The organism is Brinjal little leaf phytoplasma, assembly GCF_978563805.1.
Window position 1 is genome coordinate 39,767 of record NZ_CEAFKD010000004.1, and the last position, 20,843, is coordinate 60,609.

At 21.4% G+C, this 20,843-nt stretch carries 19 protein-coding genes; 10 read left to right on the forward strand and 9 right to left on the reverse strand.

The genetic code is table 11. The annotated features are described in order from the left end of the window. Positions 1-483: 483 nt before the first annotated feature. Complete coding sequence (locus ACTCUI_RS01550; RefSeq protein ID WP_463431121.1) at positions 484-699, forward strand: hypothetical protein; 216 nt, start codon at positions 484-486, stop codon at positions 697-699. Next, complete coding sequence (locus ACTCUI_RS01555; protein WP_463431161.1) at positions 699-842, forward strand: IS3 family transposase; 144 nt, start codon at positions 699-701, stop codon at positions 840-842. The genes ACTCUI_RS01550 and ACTCUI_RS01555 overlap by 1 nt, the downstream gene beginning before the upstream one ends. Positions 843-3,002: 2,160 nt before the next feature. Here ACTCUI_RS01555 and ACTCUI_RS01560 read toward each other — a convergent pair. Further along, the gene (locus ACTCUI_RS01560) at positions 3,003-3,464 is read right to left on the reverse strand and encodes a hypothetical protein (RefSeq protein ID WP_463431123.1); all 462 of its coding nucleotides are present in this window, start codon (positions 3,462-3,464) and stop codon (positions 3,003-3,005) included. A gap of 639 nt (positions 3,465-4,103) precedes the next feature. On the opposite strand from ACTCUI_RS01560, the gene ACTCUI_RS01565 reads away from it, so the two are divergent. From ACTCUI_RS01565 to ACTCUI_RS01580, 4 genes are all read left to right on the forward strand, one after another. Continuing rightward, positions 4,104-4,490 (forward strand): hypothetical protein, encoded by a 387-nt coding sequence (locus ACTCUI_RS01565; RefSeq protein WP_463431125.1) that lies wholly within the window; start codon positions 4,104-4,106, stop codon positions 4,488-4,490. A gap of 144 nt (positions 4,491-4,634) precedes the next feature. Continuing rightward, positions 4,635-4,823 carry a hypothetical protein gene (locus ACTCUI_RS01570; RefSeq protein ID WP_463431127.1) on the forward strand — a complete coding sequence of 63 codons (189 nt, stop codon included), beginning with the start codon at positions 4,635-4,637 and terminating at the stop codon, positions 4,821-4,823. A gap of 80 nt (positions 4,824-4,903) precedes the next feature. Beyond that, positions 4,904-5,476 carry a helix-turn-helix domain-containing protein gene (locus tag ACTCUI_RS01575; protein WP_463431129.1) on the forward strand — a complete coding sequence of 191 codons (573 nt, stop codon included), beginning with the start codon at positions 4,904-4,906 and terminating at the stop codon, positions 5,474-5,476. Then, entirely contained in the window at positions 5,440-6,144 is a 705-nt protein-coding gene (locus ACTCUI_RS01580; RefSeq protein WP_463431130.1) for an IS3 family transposase, read from the forward strand. The genes ACTCUI_RS01575 and ACTCUI_RS01580 overlap by 37 nt, the downstream gene beginning before the upstream one ends. A gap of 1,216 nt (positions 6,145-7,360) precedes the next feature. On the opposite strand, the gene ACTCUI_RS01585 is transcribed toward ACTCUI_RS01580, so the two are convergent. Both ACTCUI_RS01585 and ACTCUI_RS01590 read right to left on the reverse strand, forming a co-directional pair. Beyond that, positions 7,361-8,074, reverse strand: coding sequence for a hypothetical protein (locus tag ACTCUI_RS01585; protein WP_463431132.1), 714 nt, complete (start codon positions 8,072-8,074; stop codon positions 7,361-7,363). Positions 8,075-8,409: 335 nt separating this feature from the next. After that, positions 8,410-9,126 (reverse strand): hypothetical protein, encoded by a 717-nt coding sequence (locus tag ACTCUI_RS01590; protein WP_463431134.1) that lies wholly within the window; start codon positions 9,124-9,126, stop codon positions 8,410-8,412. Between the two features lie 459 nt (positions 9,127-9,585). On the opposite strand from ACTCUI_RS01590, the gene ACTCUI_RS01595 reads away from it, so the two are divergent. From ACTCUI_RS01595 to ACTCUI_RS01610, 4 genes are read left to right on the forward strand one after another with little or no spacing between them, the layout of a single operon-like run. Next, the gene (locus ACTCUI_RS01595) at positions 9,586-10,671 is read left to right on the forward strand and encodes a metal ABC transporter solute-binding protein, Zn/Mn family (protein ID WP_463431136.1); all 1,086 of its coding nucleotides are present in this window, start codon (positions 9,586-9,588) and stop codon (positions 10,669-10,671) included. Next, complete coding sequence (locus ACTCUI_RS01600) at positions 10,668-11,402, forward strand: metal ABC transporter ATP-binding protein (protein ID WP_463431138.1); 735 nt, start codon at positions 10,668-10,670, stop codon at positions 11,400-11,402. Before ACTCUI_RS01595 ends, ACTCUI_RS01600 begins: the two co-directional genes overlap by 4 nt. 36 nt (positions 11,403-11,438) lie before the next feature. Beyond that, positions 11,439-12,506 (forward strand): metal ABC transporter permease, encoded by a 1,068-nt coding sequence (locus ACTCUI_RS01605; protein ID WP_463431140.1) that lies wholly within the window; start codon positions 11,439-11,441, stop codon positions 12,504-12,506. Between the two features lie 2 nt (positions 12,507-12,508). Further along, on the forward strand, positions 12,509-13,606 hold the full coding sequence (locus tag ACTCUI_RS01610) for a metal ABC transporter permease (RefSeq protein WP_463431142.1): 1,098 nt from the start codon (positions 12,509-12,511) through the stop codon (positions 13,604-13,606). 249 nt (positions 13,607-13,855) lie between these two features. Here ACTCUI_RS01610 and ACTCUI_RS01615 read toward each other — a convergent pair whose 3' ends face one another. The 6 genes from ACTCUI_RS01615 to rsgA all read right to left on the reverse strand — a co-directional run bounded on the left by ACTCUI_RS01615 (position 13,856) and on the right by rsgA (position 20,837). Then, a complete protein-coding gene (locus ACTCUI_RS01615; protein WP_463431144.1) occupies positions 13,856-15,034 on the reverse strand; it encodes an extracellular solute-binding protein in 1,179 nt (392 codons plus the stop codon). After that, complete coding sequence (locus tag ACTCUI_RS01620; RefSeq protein WP_463431146.1) at positions 15,035-15,829, reverse strand: ABC transporter permease; 795 nt, start codon at positions 15,827-15,829, stop codon at positions 15,035-15,037. After that, a complete protein-coding gene (locus tag ACTCUI_RS01625) occupies positions 15,813-16,667 on the reverse strand; it encodes an ABC transporter permease (RefSeq protein WP_463431148.1) in 855 nt (284 codons plus the stop codon). Before ACTCUI_RS01625 ends, ACTCUI_RS01620 begins: the two co-directional genes overlap by 17 nt. A gap of 5 nt (positions 16,668-16,672) precedes the next feature. Further along, positions 16,673-17,989 (reverse strand): ABC transporter ATP-binding protein, encoded by a 1,317-nt coding sequence (locus ACTCUI_RS01630; RefSeq protein ID WP_463431150.1) that lies wholly within the window; start codon positions 17,987-17,989, stop codon positions 16,673-16,675. A 40-nt stretch (positions 17,990-18,029) separates the two neighbouring features. After that, the gene (gene lepA / locus ACTCUI_RS01635) at positions 18,030-19,856 is read right to left on the reverse strand and encodes a translation elongation factor 4 (protein ID WP_463431152.1); all 1,827 of its coding nucleotides are present in this window, start codon (positions 19,854-19,856) and stop codon (positions 18,030-18,032) included. 69 nt (positions 19,857-19,925) lie between these two features. Beyond that, entirely contained in the window at positions 19,926-20,837 is a 912-nt protein-coding gene (gene rsgA / locus ACTCUI_RS01640; RefSeq protein WP_463431154.1) for a ribosome small subunit-dependent GTPase A, read from the reverse strand. Positions 20,838-20,843: the final 6 nt, after the last annotated feature.

Here is a 20,843-nt window from a genome sequence, read left to right on the forward strand (position 1 = left end):
TATTCATATAATTATAAATCACACTGTTATAAAAAATCTTAAATATTTTTTTATACTAAAAAGAATTGCTTTTAACTTTATTTTTATTATAATCTAAAATGTAAAAATAATGTTTTTTTAAAATACAAAAAATAATATAGTTTTATTTTTTAAAAAAATGTTATTCGTCCATCGCACCGAACCCATATTTTGTTACAACTTTTTAACTTATAAATAATCACCAAAACCACTTTTTCAGTTGTATAACCTCATCTTTTCTCGTAAAAAAAACTTTTTTTAACTGCGGAAGTTGTTTAATTTAATTTCCTAATTTTAAAGTTTTTTTCAAGACAAAAGACGAAACCATTTTAACTCTTCACTTATTAGTTAACCAAAAAAAATAAAAAACTCGTCTCTAAAATAAATTATTTTTCTATTTTAGCTAATTTATTTTCCATAAGGATGATAAAATGGTGCTATATTAAATAAAGGAAAAGGTTGTGAATGTTAATTAAAAAACAAATTGAGTTGTTACAAACGGCAATTTTTTATCAACGTCCTGATTTATCGAAAATTATGTTACCTTTAGTCAAGATTTATCAAAAAAATTTAAACATTACGCGGATTTTAACACTTTTAAAAATTAAAGGTCATCTCTTTATTATTATTAGCGAAAAAGTCAAAAACCAAAAAGAAAACGCCAACATAATTATCAATTAATTACTAAAAGAGTAGGTTTATTATGTCAAAAATATCATTACGCTTGTGGTTATCGTAAAATTACCATTTTATATCGTCATACTTTTTCAGAAAACGTTAATCATAAAGTGATTTTAAAAATAATGCGCCAAAATAATTGGTGAATGAAATAGCGCCCCCCACACTAAAAATAAAATTTTTCAAAAAAATATCGCTTATCAACCTAATTTAATTAAAAATCATTTTCACACCGATCAACCTTTAACCAAACTTTATACCGATTTAACTTGTTTTAATACTAAACAGGGATTCTTATGGGTATCGGTGATTTTAGATGGTTATCATCAACAAATTTGGAGTGTCCAAACCAGCTTACGTCCTAATTTAAAATTAATCCAAGCCACTTTTAAGGATCTACCTAAATTAAAAAGCCCTTGTATTATTCATTCTGATCGTGGTTGGGGGTTATACTAGTCGGATTTGGCAACAAACTTTACAAAAAAAAGATTTTTAATTAGTATGTCGCGGCCTGGTTGTCCCCATGATAATAATACCCCTATTGAATCTTGGTTTAGTAATTTGAAAGGTTGGTTTAAAAGTCTTAAGAGGTTTTTTTGATATCGATAAATAATAATGATATGAAAAATGATAATGCGATAATATCCAAATATCGAGTATCATTATCATTATCGATATAAAATATCAAAATATCACTCCCTAAATGAGTTAATCTTTATATAGAGATTATTTTAAAAGACAAACTGTTATAAAAGAGTCAGTGAAGTGTTATAAAAGAGTTTCATTCTTGTTGTTTTAGGTATATATTTATATTCGGGATGTAGTTTTTTCGCCCAATAAACTTGTTTATTTTTCGTTAAAAAGGATTAAAGATCTTTTAAATTTGATTTACAACGATAAATAATATTTATCCCTTTTTTATAGTTATTTTGTATGGATTTATGGCATTGATCTAGCTTTTGAGAATCTAATTGATATAATTGTAAAGTTTCTAATTTATTGACATTAATTTTACCAATTAATTTTTTAAGCTGATTTTTGGTTGCATTTTGATAATTGATTTGAAAAAGAGGATAGAGGGTTTTTTAAGGTAGTTGTTTTGGCTTTTAATAGGAGTTAAATCAGAAAATAATAGTTTAAAACTATTGCTAGAAGAAAAATCATCATTAATTAAGGTTATTTTTGATTGTTTAATTTCTTCTAAGATTTGAGGATCGAAGAAGAGATTTTGGTTTTTATGGCGGTAATTAGCTTCTGGGTAGGTATTTTTTTTTAGAATGAGCAATAATAGTGAGGTTAATTAAGTCTTCATTTAGTGTTTTTAAAAAAATTTTTAATTCGAGTTAAATCGTTAGGGGTGATTTTCTTGTTCCACCATCCGATTCTAATTTCTGGACTGGTATCGTTTTTCATTTTTTGTCTCCTTTTTAGGTTGTTTGTTAGATAAAAAATAAAAACCCTAAATGGTTATTAAAATCCTTTTTTATTTCAAAAATCCTCTAACAAAATTGAAAAAATTAATCAATCAATTTCCTCAATTTTGGAATACTAATTGGATTTTAAGCAAATTAAACAATTCAACTCCATCTCAATATACTCAAAATCTGAGTTAAATTTTTAGTTGAATTAAAATAAAATAATATAACCTTGAAAAAGGTTACTTTAGTACGCTTTTTTTAAAGAAAAATGTTAAATTTATATCAAAAATCATTGTATTTTCTTTTCATTTTGTTTACTAGTTTTTCACTTTTTTTAACTAGCTATATAGTGTAAGAATAAAATATTAAAAAAATCTTTTAACGCCAAAGAATTATCAAAAAAAGTTTAGACACTTTTTTGAATGAAAACAATATTTCTTTAATTTGAAAAGATATGAAATTATCTACTTAATTGGAAGTCTTAAGGAACAATTTTAAAATAAAAAGTTGTATAAAAAAACGAAACAGAGGATGTTCTTGATCTTCTTGAATATTTAATACAAAAAATATAAAATACAATAATATAAATTATCATTTTAAATTTTTTGAAAAAGAAAAAAAACATGACTGAAAAATCTAAAGAAGATTTTATTTTTATTTTTGAAATTATTCTTTTGAGTATTTATACTTATTACAAACAATAAAAAAACTATTTATGATTAAAAAATAAAATCATAAATAATTTTTTTATTGTTTGTAATGATAATTGTTATTTTTGTATAAAACAAATAACTATTTTCATTTATAAAAACAAATTTATTATGAAAAAAAATAGAATAACCAATTTAATTTGATTATTCTATATAAATCATTTACAAATATTTTCTTTTATTCTAAAATATTATTATTTTTTTTATAAAAATAATAACCTACTAAAGCTAATATTGCTAAAATTAAACTTAAAATAAGAGAAAACCACCATATATTAAAAGAACTACCTATTTTTTTAAGACTATAAGTAACTTCTACATCATTAATATATTCATTGGAACTAATTTTAGCTTTTGTATTGCCAATTGATCCAACAATATCAAGATGTTTATTATTTAAATCAGGATTTTGTTGTTTTACTGCATCTATAATTTCGCTTTTAGTTGGTTCATTACCTTTTATTAATATTTCACCTAATTGAGGTTTTGTTAAAACATTTCTTAATTCATCGTTTGGATCACCTTGAATAACTTCTAATTGAATTAAATAAAAAAAATTTACAAATGAAAATATAAAAATAAAAATTAAAGATATAAAACTTTGAATATTATTCTTTTTATTTAATGTTTTTGCTACCATTTTATTTTTACATAACCTCTTCTCTCATTAAATATTTTTAAAAAGATATTATAAATATTGTGAAAATAATTTTGGATAAAAATTATTCTCCCATACTAATTTTACATCAAAAAAATTTAAAAATTAATAAATTTATCAAATATTTAACGCAAAAAATAAAATATTTTCCTAAAAAATTATTTTTTTATTAATTTTTTTATTTATTTCATCTTCGAAATATAAAATTTTAAAAAATTAATCAACTTGTTTTAAAAAATCTTAATCCAAAATTAATTAAACTAATATTCATATAATCTTTAAATTCTTATTTATAAAAATTTAATCTCTTTTCTAATAAATTAATATTTTTTTATTTTATTCAAAAAAAAATAAAATATTAAATTATTATTACTATTAAATAAAAATTTAAATTAGATTATTTTATTAAATGAAAAAAATAAATTCCACAAAAATAAATAAAACATTTATTTCAAAAAGGAGATAATATATTATGTTTTCTACTTTTAAAATTATTATTCTAGTTACTGAAATTCTTGCCTTATTAGTGTTAGAGGACCTTATTTAATCATTTGTCATAACAAAAAATTAAATCAAAATCAAATCTCAAAAACAAGTCCTAAAAGGAAACTTATTTCTTATTTGATTATTAGTATTATGATTATATCATTTCAAGTTTTCACCATGTATATAGATAATATAACGGAAGTAAAAAAAGAAAGTAAACCTATTCCTGAACCTAAAATTGAAACTAAAGCCGAATATTATTATAAAAAAGGTGATTATAATACTAAATACGCTTTAAATCCAGAAGATAAAAACCAACCTTCTTTTGTAAAGGATAAAGGAAAATGGATATTAAATCAAGTAGGTGAAATATCAGAACCCATCATTGAAAGAAAATATACTTTCTTCGGTTTCAACGGTTTAGATAATTGTCAACATTTAGATAAAGTTCCTAAAGATTTAGCCCCTTTTATTAGAGAACCTTTTTATAATTGGTATTATACTAAAAAAATGCCTCCTTAGAAAGGTCATGGAGGAAGTGATTTCGATTATTTCAACAGTTGTGAGTTTTGATATAGATAACGCAAGTAATAAAGATTCTAAATTCAGACCAACAAATAGTGGTTTTAATAATTCTTTTGTTAAACAAGGTCATACTCTATCCAAATGGACTATAAAGGTCCTAAATACTTACTAGAAACAGATGAAGATTTATATTTTAACGAAGTAAAATGCTCTTTGCAAAAAAAGGAAAGATATGAAGATAATAAAACAGCCAAATACTACCTTCACTTCAATCCAAAACAAGAATATATTACCTTATATACAGAAAAAATGAATACGAAAGAAAATTAAAAAAACAACCTTTACCACAAAAAGCGAGATAAAAAAAACAACTTTTAGATTAAAAATTACTTTATAATAGAAAAGGATTTTTGATACAGAAGAGAATTGGAGCTTTTTGTGGCTATACCACTAAAAAAAAGAAATATTATGATTTTAAAACTAAAATGGCAGTTATTTTAGCTAAAGAACAAGGAATGTCCAATAAAGAAATTCAAAACAAATTTCAAATTGTTAATGCTCGACAAATTCGATATTGGATAAAATATTTTAAAAACAACGAATTACATCGTTTACAACAAAAAATTGGTCATAGTTATAAAGAGAAAACAAGTATTAATTTAAATCCTGATATCACGGAAATAAAAAAAATCAAACAAAAATTTAAAGCTAATTTAAAAATAAATAAACAAACTTTGAAAGATGCTTGTTTAACTATTATTAATCAATATCGTAATCAATTTTCTTTGAATCAAATTATTAAATGGTTAGGAATTTCAAAAAATTCTTATTATCGTTGGTTTCGCCAAAAAAAACAACCAGCTTTTTTAACTAATTTAGAAATCCAGATTCAAAATATTTGTTATCAACATCGCTATTACAATAATATGGGCGAAAGTTTTTTTGTTTGGGGGGGTATCGCCGCGTTTATCAAGAACTGGTAAATCAAAATGTTAAAGTAAACCCTAAAACAGTGTATTTTAAAATGAAAAAATTTAATTTATTATGTCAAACTCGTAAAAACCGTTATCTTAAACGTCACCATAATAGAAATTACGTACCTCTTTCTCAACTAAACCTTTTAAAAAATAATTTTCAAGCTACTCGTCCTTTTCAAAAACTGTGCGCGGATGTTACTTATTTACCTTATAATCAAAATAAATTTCTTTATTTATCAGTAATTATGGATTTATATAATCGGGAAATTATAAATTATTATTTATCTACTAAAAGAGATATTAATTTAGTTTTGACACCTTTGAATCAATTATCTGTTTTAAATAAAACTGGTTTATTTCATTCCGATCAAGGAGCGGAATATACTGGCAAAATAATTCAAACTACTTTACAAACCAAAAACCTTATTCCGAGTTTTTCAGAAAAAGGGAGTCCTGCTCAAAACGCTTGTGTAGAAGCTTTTTTCGCTAATTTTAAATGTGAAACTGTCTATTTAGAAAAAAGACAATATTTAACCAAAGAAAGATTAACTCAAATCGTTCATACTTTTATTGAAAATTATAACACTCAAAGAAGAATGAAATATTTAAATTATTTATCTCCTTATCAATTCAAAATTCAAAAAGAAAACCAACAATCTACTCTCAGATCATAATGAGAGTTTGACTTGTTGGTTTTCTTTTTGAAATAATTTACGGCCTGAAATAATTTATGATTATTAATTATAATTCAAAATATAATTCAAATAATTTTCCAAAAATTTAGAAACCATAAAGAATAGGGTCCCCGAAGTGAACCCTTAAAAATTTACTCTATGAGGACTCAAAATAGCTAAAATAAGACATATTTATCAATTTAAACTATATAAAAAAATTATTATTACTCACTATTTTTTCATAAATAATAAATACCTTATACGTTTTTGTTTTTTATAAGATTATTAAATTAATATGTCTATTAGCCCCTTTTTAATTATTTTTTTAATTTATCTAATTTTTATTAATAAAAACAATTTATAAAATTAATTAAATAAATATTTTTAAAATCTTATATCTTGTTTTGTTAAAATATAAAACTTTTTTAATTATTTTTTTAATTTATCTCATTTTATTAATATATTATTAAAATTAATTAAATAAATATTTTTAAAATATTACATCTTATATCTTATATCTTATTTTTTTTTTTTTTTTTTTTTTGATAAAAGACTTGACAAAATATAATTTTTAGATTATAACAACAAGGAACTTGTTAAGGAGTTAGTAAAATAAGATTTAAAAATAAGATTATAAGATTTAAAATAAGATTATAAGGTGTAAGATTTATAAAATGTATAATATATCTTTTCTTTTTCTTTTGGTTCTTTTCTTTTTCTTTTTTCTTTGTTTAAAAAATTTTTGAAAATTTTAAAAAAGAAATTTTTATTTTTTTCAAAATATTTTTATTTTGTTGTTGACAATTCAATTTTTTGAGTTAGAATAAAAGTAATTAATAAATAGTTTTTTTTACAAAACGGATTTTAAAAACGGTTCCATTTTGATAAATCGCACCCATATCAAAATTTGGATTTTGTTGATATAAAAGTTCAGGGTTCCAAAAAAATATTATTAAAAATCAAATTTAAATTAAATAAAAAAATATACTTAAAATACATCCAAACTAGACTAAAAAAACCAACCTTCTTTTTTTCATTTTATTTATATGATGCCTTTCTATACATAATATAAATATTAAAAAAGAATTTATTGACAAATTATATCTCCAAAAAGGAATAATTTTTGAAACATTTAATTAAAATATTAATTTTTTTTATTCAAAAAATTAATTTATAAAAAACAATATTTTTTTACAAAAACTTTCCTCCCTTATTCTTATGAAGGATAAATTTCATATTTTAAATTCATTTGTTGAATAAAAATATCTATAAAATTCATAAGTTGTTGTTTTTTATTTTTTTGAATTATTCTAAAAAATTCTAATATCTTATATTTTTGATTTTTAAGCAAAAGAATATTCATTTTCAAATTCTGAATGACTTTTATTATTGATTCCTTTTTTTGCTTAAATTCTGATATTTTTTGAATAATTTCTGATTTTTGAGTTTGAAAATTTGCTACATTTTCTTTCAATGAATTTATTTCTTCGCTTTTAAAAGTAAAAAAACGTTTAAACAAAAAATGTTTTGTTTTTATGTCGATTTCATCTTGTTTTTTTTTCATTGCGTTTTCAAAAAATTTTTTTTCATTATATAAATACAACAATATTCTGTTTAAATTTTTTTGTTGCGAATATTTATCTTCTAATTTATTCCTAAAAAATTTTATTTTTTTGTTACATTTATATAAATTTTTTTTCAAAGAATTCATTAATTTAATATTTTGGATATCTTGATAATAAGATTTCAAAATTTGTTCTTCAGGTTGGTCCAAATTATCATGATTATCTATAATATTAATAAATTTTTGTCGTATTTCTTTTATACTTTTTTTCTGTTTAACAGAAGAAATACTTTTATTTTTATAACTCGAAGAAAAAGAAGGCATACTTAAAACTTTGTTATCAATAAACATAAATTTTTTATTCAATAATGTCTTTGTATCCGATACTATTAGAAAATAAAAAAATATAATAAAAAAAATGATTAAAATTAAAATAAATATAAATTTAAATTTTTTTATAAAATTATTAATTAATATATTCATTTATTAACTTTTTTTCTAAATTGTCAAATTATTATCAAATATTAACAACATTAATTATAACATTAACGTTAATATCCCGAATTAAAATTTTTTTGAAATAAACAAATTATTAATCTATTAATAAATTTAAATTCAAAAAAATAAACCAAAATATTAGTGAATAAATATTTTGGTTTAGATTAAGAAATTTTAAAATTATTTATATTTTAATATATAAGTTAAACTGGATATTTTAATTGATAATCCGACATCTTTTTTTGAATTTGATCATCTGTTAAAATTTGTTGATTATCGATATCTAAAAAAACAATATTTTGCCAATCAGGTATTTCTTTTTCTATTAAATAAATAATAGAATGAAAAAAACAATACCCATCGCCTTTAGTATCTTCGAAAGAATTTATAAAAAAATGATTTCTCTCGTTTTTTATTTTTAAATTTAAAAAATCATTGTTTAAAGAACTTTCAATAATATTAACTACTGCCAATTTATCATTAATAAATAATTTTATATTTTTTTTTAATTTAAAAGATAAAAAATCAATAATACCTTGTATTAAAGGAGTTGAAGATGTATTTAATTTACCATCCGAAACTTCTGACATAAACAATTGAGGATCCCCTAAAAAAATTTGTTTATATTCTGGAATTTTCTCATCTGTTAATCCTATAATAAATTGATTCAATCCTAAATAAGCTAATATTTTAACCAAATTATTATCAAATTTTAATAATAATGATTTTGATTGAGGTGATCGAAAATAATCTGTAATTGTCTTATTTGGATTTAACAATGGTTTTTTATATTCAACACCATACTTTATAAAGGCCATAATAGAAAAAAATAAAATAGAAAACAAAAAAAATAAAATAATCATAATATTTTGTTTAAATTTTTTTAGTAATTTACTAAAAAAATTATTTCTATTTTTCATAAAATTGACTCCTTTTTTTAATTATTAATTAAAAGCGAAAAAAATTTTAGATAAAGAAATAAAAAATTTTTTATCAAAAAAGTATTCATTCAACTTCAATAAATAAAATTTCTTTCATTATTTCATTTGAAAATAAAATATTTTATTAATATAAATTATGTTATAATTATTATAAATAGATATTTAATACGAATTAATTTTGAACTTAAAAAATTTACTCTAAAATATTATTAATATAACCTAAATATTTCCTTTTTTCAAAAAATTTTTTTATATAATCGTAATTATTGAATAAATAAATTTTTTTAATTCATTCTTAAATAAAAAAATAAAAATCATTAACATAAAAAATAATATTCTAATAATTTTAGTACTCAGTTTTTATTATTATAGTTTATTTTATTCACTTTAAAATAATAAAATTTTATAAAAAAATATACTAAAGGATAAAATATTATAATGTCGAAAATATTTCGAAAAAATTTTTATAATTTTTTAAGTATTATTTCCGTTACTTCTTTTATTTTAATCATTCCTATCTATAGCTTATTCGTATTACATAAAGAAAAAAATAATAAAGAAAAAAAAATAATTCTTACAACGACTACAATGCTAAATGATGCAGTTAAACATTTAATCGGAGAAGTAGATAAAGAAGAAAATCCTGAATATCAAAAAATAGACAATATTTCTATTAATGATCCTCTAATGGGTATTGGCGTAGATCCTCACAATTATAAAACTAAGTTATCAGATCGTAATAAAATCAAAAAAGCTGATTTATTAATTGTAAATGGTCTACATTTAGAAGCTAAAATGTTGGATGCTTTTGATCAACTTTTATCTCAAAATACTACTAAATTATGGAAAGCCGGAGAAGAAAGTTTAAAAACAGAAGATAAATTAAAAGAAGAAAATTCAGAAGATTGTGATCCTCATATCTGGTTTAATATTGATTTATGGATAAAAATAGTTGATAAATTAAAAAAACAAATAGAAAAAATAATTCCAGAAGAAGATAAAAGTAAATTAAATAAGAATTTGGAAATTTTTAAGAAAGAATTAGAAGAAACTAAAAATCATATTATAAAAAAAATGAATAAATTAAAAAATGCAATAGAAAACAAACAAAATAAATTTATTATAGTAACAGTTCATGATGCTTTTTCTTATTGGCAAAAATTTTCTGAATCTCATTGTTGTTCTTTTGAATTAAAATCAATTCAGGGAATTTCTACTCAAACAGAAGCAAGTACAAAAAAAATAATAGAATTAGCCAAAGAATTAGCTAATAACAATGTAAAAGCTATATTTACAGAAAGCTCAATGCCAAAAAATTCTTTACAAAGTTTAAAAGAAGAAGTGGATAACTTAAAAAAACAAAAAGGCTTAGATCCTATTCAAATAACTAATGTAGAATTATATTCTGATTCTTTAGGAGCAAATTATAAAACAGAAGAATTCAAAGGTCATAAATATAAACATTCTACTTATATAGGCGCTTTTTTAAATAATTTAAAAGTTATAGAGGAACATTTATTATGAAAAAAGAAATATCAATTAAAATAAGAGATTTAACTGTAGCTTATCATCTAAAACCTGTTTTATGGGATATAGATATTGATATTTATCAAAGTTCTTTAACAGCTATTTTAGGTCCTAATGGAGCAGGCAAATCTACTTTGATAAAAACTTTAATAGAACTTATTCCTAAAGTTTCAGGAGAAGTTTTATTTCATGATAAAAAATATAAACAAGTAAGAAAAAAAATATCTTATGTACCACAAAGAAATTCTATAGATTGGGATTTTCCTGCTACTGTTTTTGATGTTGTTTTAATGGGTAGGTATGGACATTTAGGATGGTTTAAAAGACCTACTACTAAAGATAAACAAATAGTTTTAGAATCTTTAGAAAAAGTAGAGATGATTGAACTTAAAGATCGTCAAATTTCAGAACTTTCTGGTGGACAACAACAAAGAATGTTTTTAGCAAGAGCTTTAGCTCAAGAAGGAGATATTTATTTAATGGATGAACCTTTTCAAGGAGTAGATATTCAAACAGAAAAAAAAATTATAACTGTTTTAAAAGAATTACAAAAAAAACAAAAAACTATTATTGTAGTTCATCATGATTTAGACACTGTTCATCAATATTTTGATCATGTTATTTTGTTAAATATTCAAAAAATAGCTAGCGGAGAAACTCAACAAATATTTAATGCCGCAAATATAAAAAAAACCTATAAAAATTATCAATTAAATAAAAAAATATAAAAAATAAGATCATAAGAAAGGTCAAATTATATAAATATGATTGACTTCGAATCCTTTTTTAATTTATTAAATACTTACACTGTTATCAAAATTTTTATAGGTTCTGTTTTGTTAGGAATAATATCTGGTATTTTAGGTATTTTCATTAATTTAAAAAAAAAATCTTTAATAGGTGATATGTTATCACATACCGTTCTACCCGGAATCGCTTTTTCTTATATTTATTTTCGTTCCACTAGTGAATGGGTTATTTGGTTAGGTGCATTTGGATCCTCAATAATATCCTTATTTTTAATAGAAATTATTAAAAAATATTCTAAAATAAAATCAGATACTATATTATCTTTAATTTTAGCTTCTTTTTTTGGTTTAGGAAATATTTTAATAGCTTATGCTCAAAAAGACACTGAAGATTGTTCTATTGCTGTTTTAGAAAAATTTATTTTAGGTCAAATTGCTTTAATTTCTGCAGAAAATGTGATAACTATCGCAATAATTACTTTTATTTCTCTCTTCGTAATAATATTATTATGGAAAGAATTCAAAATTTTTACTTTTGATGAAGTTTTTGCACAAAGTATAGGTTTCAATAATGCTATTATTAAAGTTATTTTAAATACTTTATTAATCGGATTAATTATAATTAGTTTAAAAATAACAGGAATTATTTTAACTAGTGCTTTCTTAATTATGCCAGGAGTTATCGCACGTCATATAAGTGATAAATTATTAACAAATATTATAATTGTTTCTATAATTGCTTTTTTATCTAATTTTATTGGTATAATAATTAATCTTCATGTAGAAAATATGCCTACAGGACCTATTATTATAGTAATAAATGCTATTTTTATTTTTTTCACTTGTTTATTAGCGCCTAAACATGGAATATTAAGAAAATATTTCAAACAAAAAACATATCAAAATAAAATTAAAAAATTCAAAAAATTAATTCATTTTTATAATAATATAAAATATGATGAAGCGACTGAAATAGATTCTTTTCTATTTCAAAAAAAATATTTATATAAAAAAGAAAATAAAATAATAATTACTCCCAAAGGAATCCAATTAGTAGAAAATTTAATAAATGGTAAAATTTAATTATGGATATAATAAGTAAAATTTCAGAATCTTTTGAAATAGATGTTTTTTGTATTTTAATTTTATGTTCTTTATCTTTAGCTAATTTAGGTATTTTTTTAATTTTAAAAAAAGTATCTATGATTATAGATGCTATTAGTCATAGTGTTTTATTAGGGATTGTAATAGCTTATTTAATAACAGGCAATTTAAATTCTCCTTTTTTAATTATTGGAGCAACTTTAATGGGAATTTTAACTGTTTATTTAATAGAATTAATAAAAAATAATAATAAAATTTCAAAAGATGCAGCTATCGGGATTGTTTTTACTTTTTTCTTTTCTTTAGCCATAATTATTATTAGTATTTATATTAGAAATATCCACATAGATAATGATGCTGTTTTTTTAGGTAATATAGAATTAATTTATATCGAACAACTTTATAAAATAGTTCCTGTTTTAATCTTAAATTTATGTTTTGTTATTATTTTTTATAAAGAATTAAAAATTTTTATTTTTGATCCTTTTCTGGCAAATATTTTAGGTTTTTCTTCAGTTATAATAAATTATGCTTTAATGACTCTAGCTTCTCTAACAGCTGTTATTTCTTTTGATATAGTTGGTTCAATAATGACTATCGTTTGTATGATAGGTCCTGCTGCAACATCTATATTATTAACTAAAAAATTATTTCATTGTTGGTTATTATCTTTATGGTTATCTTTTGTAAGTACTAGTTTAGGTTATTACTTAGGTATTTATTTCGATTTACCTGTATCTGGGCTAATTTCTTTAGTAATTTTAATTATTTTTCTACTTGTTCTTTATTTAGAACCTAAACAAGGGATTTTAAGTAAAATAATAAAAAATTATTTTCAAAAAAAATCTTTTATGGTAATAATTTTATTAAAACACTTAGACAATCATTTTATCCAAAATAAAACAAATTATATAAAAGATGTCCAAAATGATTTAAAATGGTCTTCAGATCGTTACCAAACATGTTTACGAAAAGCAATTAAATTAAAATATATAATACAAAAAAATCAAGAATTAATTTTAACCGACCATGGTAGAAATTATTTATATCAAACAAATAAAAATTTTGGTTGGATTTAAAATAAATATTAAATATAATAATTAAAAAAATGAAAAATAAATCCAAAGAAATTGAATATTAATAGAGTTATTACATTTTATTAATTTTTTATTTAAAATTATAATTTTTAAATATTCATAATTTTAAATAAAAAAATAAAAAAACTGAAAAAAGTATTATTGCTTTTTTCAGTTTTGAATTTTGTTATACTTAAATTTTATAGTATTTTATAAAATTTCAAATATTTATTTTATATTTTTTTATAAAAATTATTGTCTAAAAAAAATATATATTAAAACAAATAAAAATAAAATAATGAAAATTAAAATAATAAGATTTTTATCTTTAGGGTCAGGATAAGAATAAACTTGATTCCAAGCTTCACTAATTTGTTTTTTATATGTTTCGTTATATTTATATATTTTATCTTCTTCTTTTAAATTTATTTTTAATCGAGATTCATCATCTTCTTGTTTTTTATCATCATCATATGGAGAATCATATCCAATAAATTCATTATTTTTTTTTCTATTATCTTTTCGTAAAATAAATTCAATAAAATTATAAGCACCTTTTTTATTACTATTTTTAGGCAAAACTATTCCATCAAACCAAATATTAGTTCCTTTATTTTTTGGCTCATCATGATCATCATTAAATGAATAATATCCTAAATTAGGATTTTTTTTCATTAAAAATCTTGCATCCCCAGAATAAGCTACAGCGATATCATAATATTCTTTATCTTTTATTCTCATTCGATCTAATAATTGATCAGTAATAAAAGATAAATTAATATTTTGTTTTTTTAAATCTATTAACCAATCTTGAGCTTTTTGTATTTCTTCTTCTGAATTAACACCGATATTTCCATTAGTAGCTTTCAAGCCTATAAAAATACCTTCAAAAGCATTATTATATAAAGCAACTCTAAATTTAAGATTTTTTATTAAATTAACCCATTTATTATTAATTAATTGATTTAAATTAATTCGATTTTTATTATATAAAAATCCTAAATTTCCCCAAAAATAAGGAATATTATATTTTGATATTTTTGTATTTTCATCTATTTTCTTGTCTATAAATTCTTTGAATACTTTATTATATGATGGTTGTTGTATTTGGTTCCGATCTATTTCTTCTAAATTATGATCTTTTAATTGTTCGATGGCGTACTCACTTAAAATAGCAATATCATATTGATTACCAGATTTAATTTTATTAATAGCTAATTCATTAGAAGAGAAAAAACTTTGTTTTACAATAAATTCATTAGATTGCCGATTATATTCATTAATAATCGATGGATCAATATATTCTCCCCAATTAAATAAAACAATAACTTTTTTATTATTTTTTTTGTTTTGATTCAGTTTATCAAAACTAAAACAAAACAAAAATAAAACAGAAATGATAAAAATAAGCCAAATAAATTTTTTTTTCATTTATAAATAGAAATCTTTTCTTAATTTTCTTAAATCGAATATTATTTTAGATAAAATGAATAAAATCAAAACAGAAGATACAGCGTTAATAGTAGGATTAATTGTGCCTTTTAAACTATAAATATAAGCTGATATATTTTGATAATCCGATCCTCCTACAAAATAAGAAATAATAAAATCATCAAAAGATAATGCGAAAGCAATCCCAGCACTAGCTATCATAACATCCTTTAACTGAGGTAAAATAATTTTAGTAAGAGTTTGAAAAGGAGTGGCTCCTAAATCATAAGCTGCTTCTATTAAATATGTATCTAAAGTAGAACATTTAGCATATACAGAAATCAAAACATAAGGAATGCTAAAAGAAATATGAGCTAATAACATCCTCAAAAAACTATTATTTAAACCAATGTAACTAAAAAATATAAACAAAGCTAAAGCGTTAATGATTTCCGGTATAATGATAGAAAATTGATTTGTATTGATTATAACATTACGCCATTTTTTTTTATAATTAATTAAAGAAATAGCTGCTAAAGTGCCTATAAAAGTAGAAATGATTGTAGACAAAAAAGCTATTTTAAAAGTAATAAATATTGAAGATTTAATAGATGAATCCTCTAAAATTCTACGATACCATTTAAAACCAAATTTATTAAAATGTACCAAAGAAGAAATTCTGCCGTTGCCCTCGTTAAAAGAAAAAATAATCAAAGATATAATAGGTAAATAAATAAAAAGAAGAATCGAAATTAAATAAATAAAAGCTATTTTGTTTTTATTTATTTGGAACATTAGGTTTATATGTTTTATTAAATTGATTCTTCTTATAAAAAATTAAAATATAAAGAATTAAAAAAGTTAAATTAATAGCAATAGCGCAAGCGCCTTTTGTATCACCGTTTAAAAAAGTTTTATTTTCAATTAATTCGCTAATAACAGTAATAGTAGTTGGTCCTAAATATTTAGGAACTACTAAATTAGTTAAAATTTGCAAAGAAACTAAAATGATGCCGGTATTTAAACCTGGAATAGATAAAGGAAAAATTATTTTTTTAAAAATTTGTTTATCATTAGCTCCTAAATCTTTAGCAGATTCAATTAAATTAGGATCTATTTTAGAAATGCTCAGAAAAATAGATAAAAACATATAAGGAAGAAATAAATAAACAAAACCAATAAACATCGCTATATTAGTTTCTAATAAATTTATGGAAAAAATTTTATCTATTAAAGATAAAACATTCACTAAAGAATGAGTTTTTAAAATTATATTAACCCACATTGTACCATTAATCAACAAAATTAAAATAGATTGTATGGACAATTTATATTTAGAAACGATATATGCAAGAGGATAAGAAATCAAAACAAGAAAAAAAGTTGATATAAATGTTATTATCATCGAACGAAATAATACATAAATAAAACTTGTATTAACGAAAAAATTATAATAATGTTTAAAAGTAAAAGAAACATGGAAAAAATTATTTGAATTAATTTCTTGAATAGAATCTAAAAAAATAATATATATAGGAATCAAAACAAGCAACACAAGAATAATAAAATAAGGAATTGCTAAATATTTATAAAATTTATTTCCTTTTTTAGTTGAGATATTATAAGAAAACATTTTAGTTACCATACCTCCATAATATGTAAATCTTCTGGATTAAAAAAAATATCTACTTGAGTATTAACCTCGACATAATCAGTTGTATGAACAATATAGTTACGATATTTAGTTTTAACATTAACTTCCCAATAAACTCCTTTAAATGAAACATAATTAACAACTCCTTCGCATAATCCTTTTTTAGGAGCTACAATATCAATATCTTCAGGGCGAATAACAATATCTACTTCTTGATTTTTCATAAAACCAGAGTCTACACATTGGAATGTTTTATCATCAAAAAAAACTAAAAAATCTTGTTTCATAATACCTGAAATTAAATTAGATTCACCTATAAATTTAGCTATAAATTTATTAGCAGGTTCATTATAAATATCTTGAGGTGTGCCTATTTGTTGGATTTCTCCTTGATTAATAACTACTATTTTATCACTCATAGTTAAAGCTTCTTCTTGATTATGAGTAACAAAAATAAAAGTAATACCTGAATTTTTTTGAATTTCTTTTAATTCATATTGCATTTCTTGTCTTAATTTTAAATCTAACGCTGCTAAAGGTTCATCTAATAATAAAACTTTAGGTTTATTAATCAAAGCTCGAGCTATCGCTACTCTTTGTTGTTGTCCTCCTGATAATTGTCTAATATCCCTATATTCTAATCCCTTTAAACCTACTAATTTTAAATAATATAAAACTTTTTCTTCAATAAATAATTCTCTTTGTTTTGGAGATAAAATTTTAGCTTGTAATTTAGATATTTCTTGAGAATATTTTTGTGCTAAAGCTGCTTTTTTACTTTTAAATTCTATTTTTAATTGATTTATTTCAGGATTTCTTTTCTGAAAAAAAAATCTCGTCAAAAAAGAAAAAAAAGATTTATTTTTTTGTAATATATTTGAATTAATTTTATCAATCTTCGATTGATATTCTTTTTTTATTTGTTTTATTTTTTCTGTTTTTTGAATTTTTAAATTTAAGATTTTATCTTTATATTTTTTGTTAAAATTTTTAAGTCTTAAACCAAAAGCAATATTTTCAAAAACATTTAAATGAGGAAATAAAGCATATTTTTGAAAAACTGTATTAATTAATCTTTTATGAGGTGGTAAATCTATAATACTTTGATTGTTAAACAAAATATCGCCACTACTCATATTTTCTAAACCACCAATAATTTTTAAAAGAGTGGTTTTTCCACAACCAGAAGGACCTAATAAAGTTACAAATTCATTTTCTTTTATTTCTAAATTAATATCATTCAAAATAATTTGATTATTAATTATTTTATTAATATTTTTTAATTCTATTAAATTTGTCATTATGACTTCCCTTTATTAAATAAACAAAATATTTTCTAAATTATTTATTACTATCACTTGATAAAATAGCTAAAAAAGCTTTCTGAGGTAACATTACTTTACCTAAAATTTTCATCTTTTTTTTACCTTTTTTTTGTTTAGCTAATAATTTCTTCTTTCTACTAACATCTCCGCCATAACATTTATCAATAACATTTTTACGCATAGATTTAATAGTTTCTCTTGTGATTACTTTTTTACCTATAGCGGCTTGAATAATTATTTCAAACATTTGTTTTGGAATTAAATCTTTTAATTTTTGACAAATAATTTTAGCTTTTTGATAAGCAAAAGTTTCATGACTAATAAAAGATAATGAATCAACTATTTCTGAATTTAATAAAATATCTATTTTTTTTAATTTACTTGGATAATATTGGTCTAATTGATAATCAAAAGAAGCATAACCTTGAGTAGAAGATTTTAATTTGTCAAAATAATTATAAATAACCTCTGACAGAGGCAACAAATATTTTAACATAACTCTATTATGATTTAAATACTGAATATCTTGTAATTGGCCTCTTTTACTTTGAGAAAGTTCCATTACTGGTCCAATATAAGTTTCAGGTAAAGTTAAAAAAGCTTGAATATAAGGTTCTTCAATACGTTCAATTAATTGATTGGTAGGCCATTTAGCTAAATTATCTACAATAATTTTTTTATTATTAGATTGATAGATATGCAAAAGTACCGAAGGAGCTGTAATAATAACCTCAATACCAAATTCTCTAATAATTCTTTCTTGAATAATCTCCATATGTAAAAGTCCTAAAAAACCAATTCTAAAACCAACTCCTAAAAGTTTAGAACTTTCCTTTTCATAAGTCAAAGAAGAATCATTTAATCTTAATTTTTGCAAAGCTTGTTGTAAATGGCCATATTTTTTTAAATCAGCAGGATAAAGACCACAAAACACAACTGGATTAATTTTACGATATCCAGGTAAAGCAGGTACTTTATGATCTCGACTTAAAGTAATAGTATCGCCTACAAGTACATCATCAATATTTTTAATAAAAGCGCTTAAATAACCAACATCGCCAGCTGCTAAAAAATCTTTTTTAATAGGTTTAGGGCTAAAAATACCCACTTCCATAACTTCATAAGTAGCTTGACTTGAAATAAAGCGGATCTTATCTCCTTTTTTTATAATACCATTGAAAATACGGATAGAAGGGATAACACCTTTATAAGAGTTAAAAACAGAATCGAAAATTAAAGCTTGTAAAGGCTTTTTAGCGTCTCCTTGAGGAGGTTGAATATATTTGACAATATTTTCTAAAATTTGTGTAACACCCAAACCTGTTTTACCGCTTGCAATAACCATTTTATCAAGATCTAAATTTAATTTTTCTTGAATATCTTTTTTGGTTTTTTCTACATCTGCCATAGGTAAATCTACTTTATTCAAGACAGGAATAATTGTTAAATTATTTTCTAAAGCTAAATATAAATTAGTTAAAGTTTGAGCTTGAATACCTTGAGTAGCATCAACAATTAAAAGAACTCCTTCGCAAGCAGCTAAAGAACGAGAGACTTCATAATTAAAATCAATATGTCCTGGAGTATCAATTAAATTCATAATATAATCTTCATTATTTTGATTTGTATAATGAATTTCTGATGTATTCAATTTAATAGTTATTCCTTTTTCTCTTTCTAGATCCATAGAATCTAAAATTTGTTCTTTCATATCTCTTTTTTGAATTGTATTTGTAATTTCTAATATTCTATCAGCTAAAGTAGATTTACCATGATCTATATGCGCAATAATGGAAAAATTACGAATCTTTTTTTTTCTTTCATTTATTTCATCTAAATTCATATTTGAACCTTTTAATAAGAATTTTTAAAACTATTTTTTTGATACCATAATAATAAAAAAATAATTTTATTATTTTTTTTTCTTTTTATTTATTTCTTCAATAAAAGATAAATAATTGCAATAACGAATAGGTGAGATTAAATTATTATAATAAGCTTCTTTTACTTTGCATTTATCTTCTTTAATATGTAAACAACTATAACCAAAAAAACATTGATCTGCGAATATTAAAAAATCATCATAAAAATTTTTAATTTCTTCAGTTTTAAAAGCTAATAAATCTAATTTAGAAAATCCTGGAGTATCAGCGATATAACCTTCATGAAAAAAAAATAATTTAGAATTTTTAGTAGTATGTTTACCTCTATTTAAATATTTAGAAATCTCTTGAGTTTTCAAATTCAAAGAAGTTAAAGCGTTAATTAAAGTCGATTTGCCTACTCCTGTTTGACCTGCTAAAATAGTTATTTCATTAGCAAAAAAAGGATATAAATTATTCAAACCATATCTATGTTTACTATCTATATAATAAATAGGACAAAACTTATTATAATAAGATATTTTATTTTTGAATAAAATTAATTCAGATTCAGAAATTAAATCTATTTTTGTAAAAATTAAAATAATTTTTAATTGAAATTTTTTTAAAATAAGTAAAAATTTATCCAATAGTTTAAATTGAAATTTAGGTTGTACTAAAGAAAATACCAAAAAAACTTGAGTAATATTGCTTATATTTGGTCTATTTAATGAATTATAACGAGGTAAGATACTATCAATTAAAAATTGATCATCCTTAGCTTCATATAAAACTAAATCTCCAATTTTTATTTTAGAATAATCTAAATTATTATCTGTTTCTTTTTTAGAATCATGATATTTAATCTTACCTTTAGTTTTAGCATGAATTTGTTGTTTTGTTTCTGAATCAACAACTACATATTCTTTTATTAAAAATTCAATTATAATACCTTTACGCAAATGAAT

Excerpts from the sequence above, each read along its gene's own strand:
- ACTCUI_RS01550 (WP_463431121.1), top strand. The coding sequence starts at position 484 with ATGTTAATTAAAAAACAAATTGAGTTGTTACAAACGGCAATTTTTTAT.
- ACTCUI_RS01560 (WP_463431123.1), bottom strand. The coding sequence starts at position 3,464 with ATGGTAGCAAAAACATTAAATAAAAAGAATAATATTCAAAGTTTTATA.
- ACTCUI_RS01570 (WP_463431127.1), top strand. The coding sequence starts at position 4,635 with ATGGACTATAAAGGTCCTAAATACTTACTAGAAACAGATGAAGATTTA.
- ACTCUI_RS01590 (WP_463431134.1), bottom strand. The coding sequence starts at position 9,126 with ATGAAAAATAGAAATAATTTTTTTAGTAAATTACTAAAAAAATTTAAA.
- ACTCUI_RS01595 (WP_463431136.1), top strand. The coding sequence starts at position 9,586 with ATGTCGAAAATATTTCGAAAAAATTTTTATAATTTTTTAAGTATTATT.
- ACTCUI_RS01600 (WP_463431138.1), top strand. The coding sequence starts at position 10,668 with ATGAAAAAAGAAATATCAATTAAAATAAGAGATTTAACTGTAGCTTAT.
- ACTCUI_RS01605 (WP_463431140.1), top strand. The coding sequence starts at position 11,439 with ATGATTGACTTCGAATCCTTTTTTAATTTATTAAATACTTACACTGTT.
- ACTCUI_RS01610 (WP_463431142.1), top strand. The coding sequence starts at position 12,509 with ATGGATATAATAAGTAAAATTTCAGAATCTTTTGAAATAGATGTTTTT.
- ACTCUI_RS01615 (WP_463431144.1), bottom strand. The coding sequence starts at position 15,034 with ATGAAAAAAAAATTTATTTGGCTTATTTTTATCATTTCTGTTTTATTT.
- ACTCUI_RS01620 (WP_463431146.1), bottom strand. The coding sequence starts at position 15,829 with ATGTTCCAAATAAATAAAAACAAAATAGCTTTTATTTATTTAATTTCG.
- ACTCUI_RS01625 (WP_463431148.1), bottom strand. The coding sequence starts at position 16,667 with ATGTTTTCTTATAATATCTCAACTAAAAAAGGAAATAAATTTTATAAA.
- ACTCUI_RS01630 (WP_463431150.1), bottom strand. The coding sequence starts at position 17,989 with ATGACAAATTTAATAGAATTAAAAAATATTAATAAAATAATTAATAAT.
- lepA (WP_463431152.1), bottom strand. The coding sequence starts at position 19,856 with ATGAATTTAGATGAAATAAATGAAAGAAAAAAAAAGATTCGTAATTTT.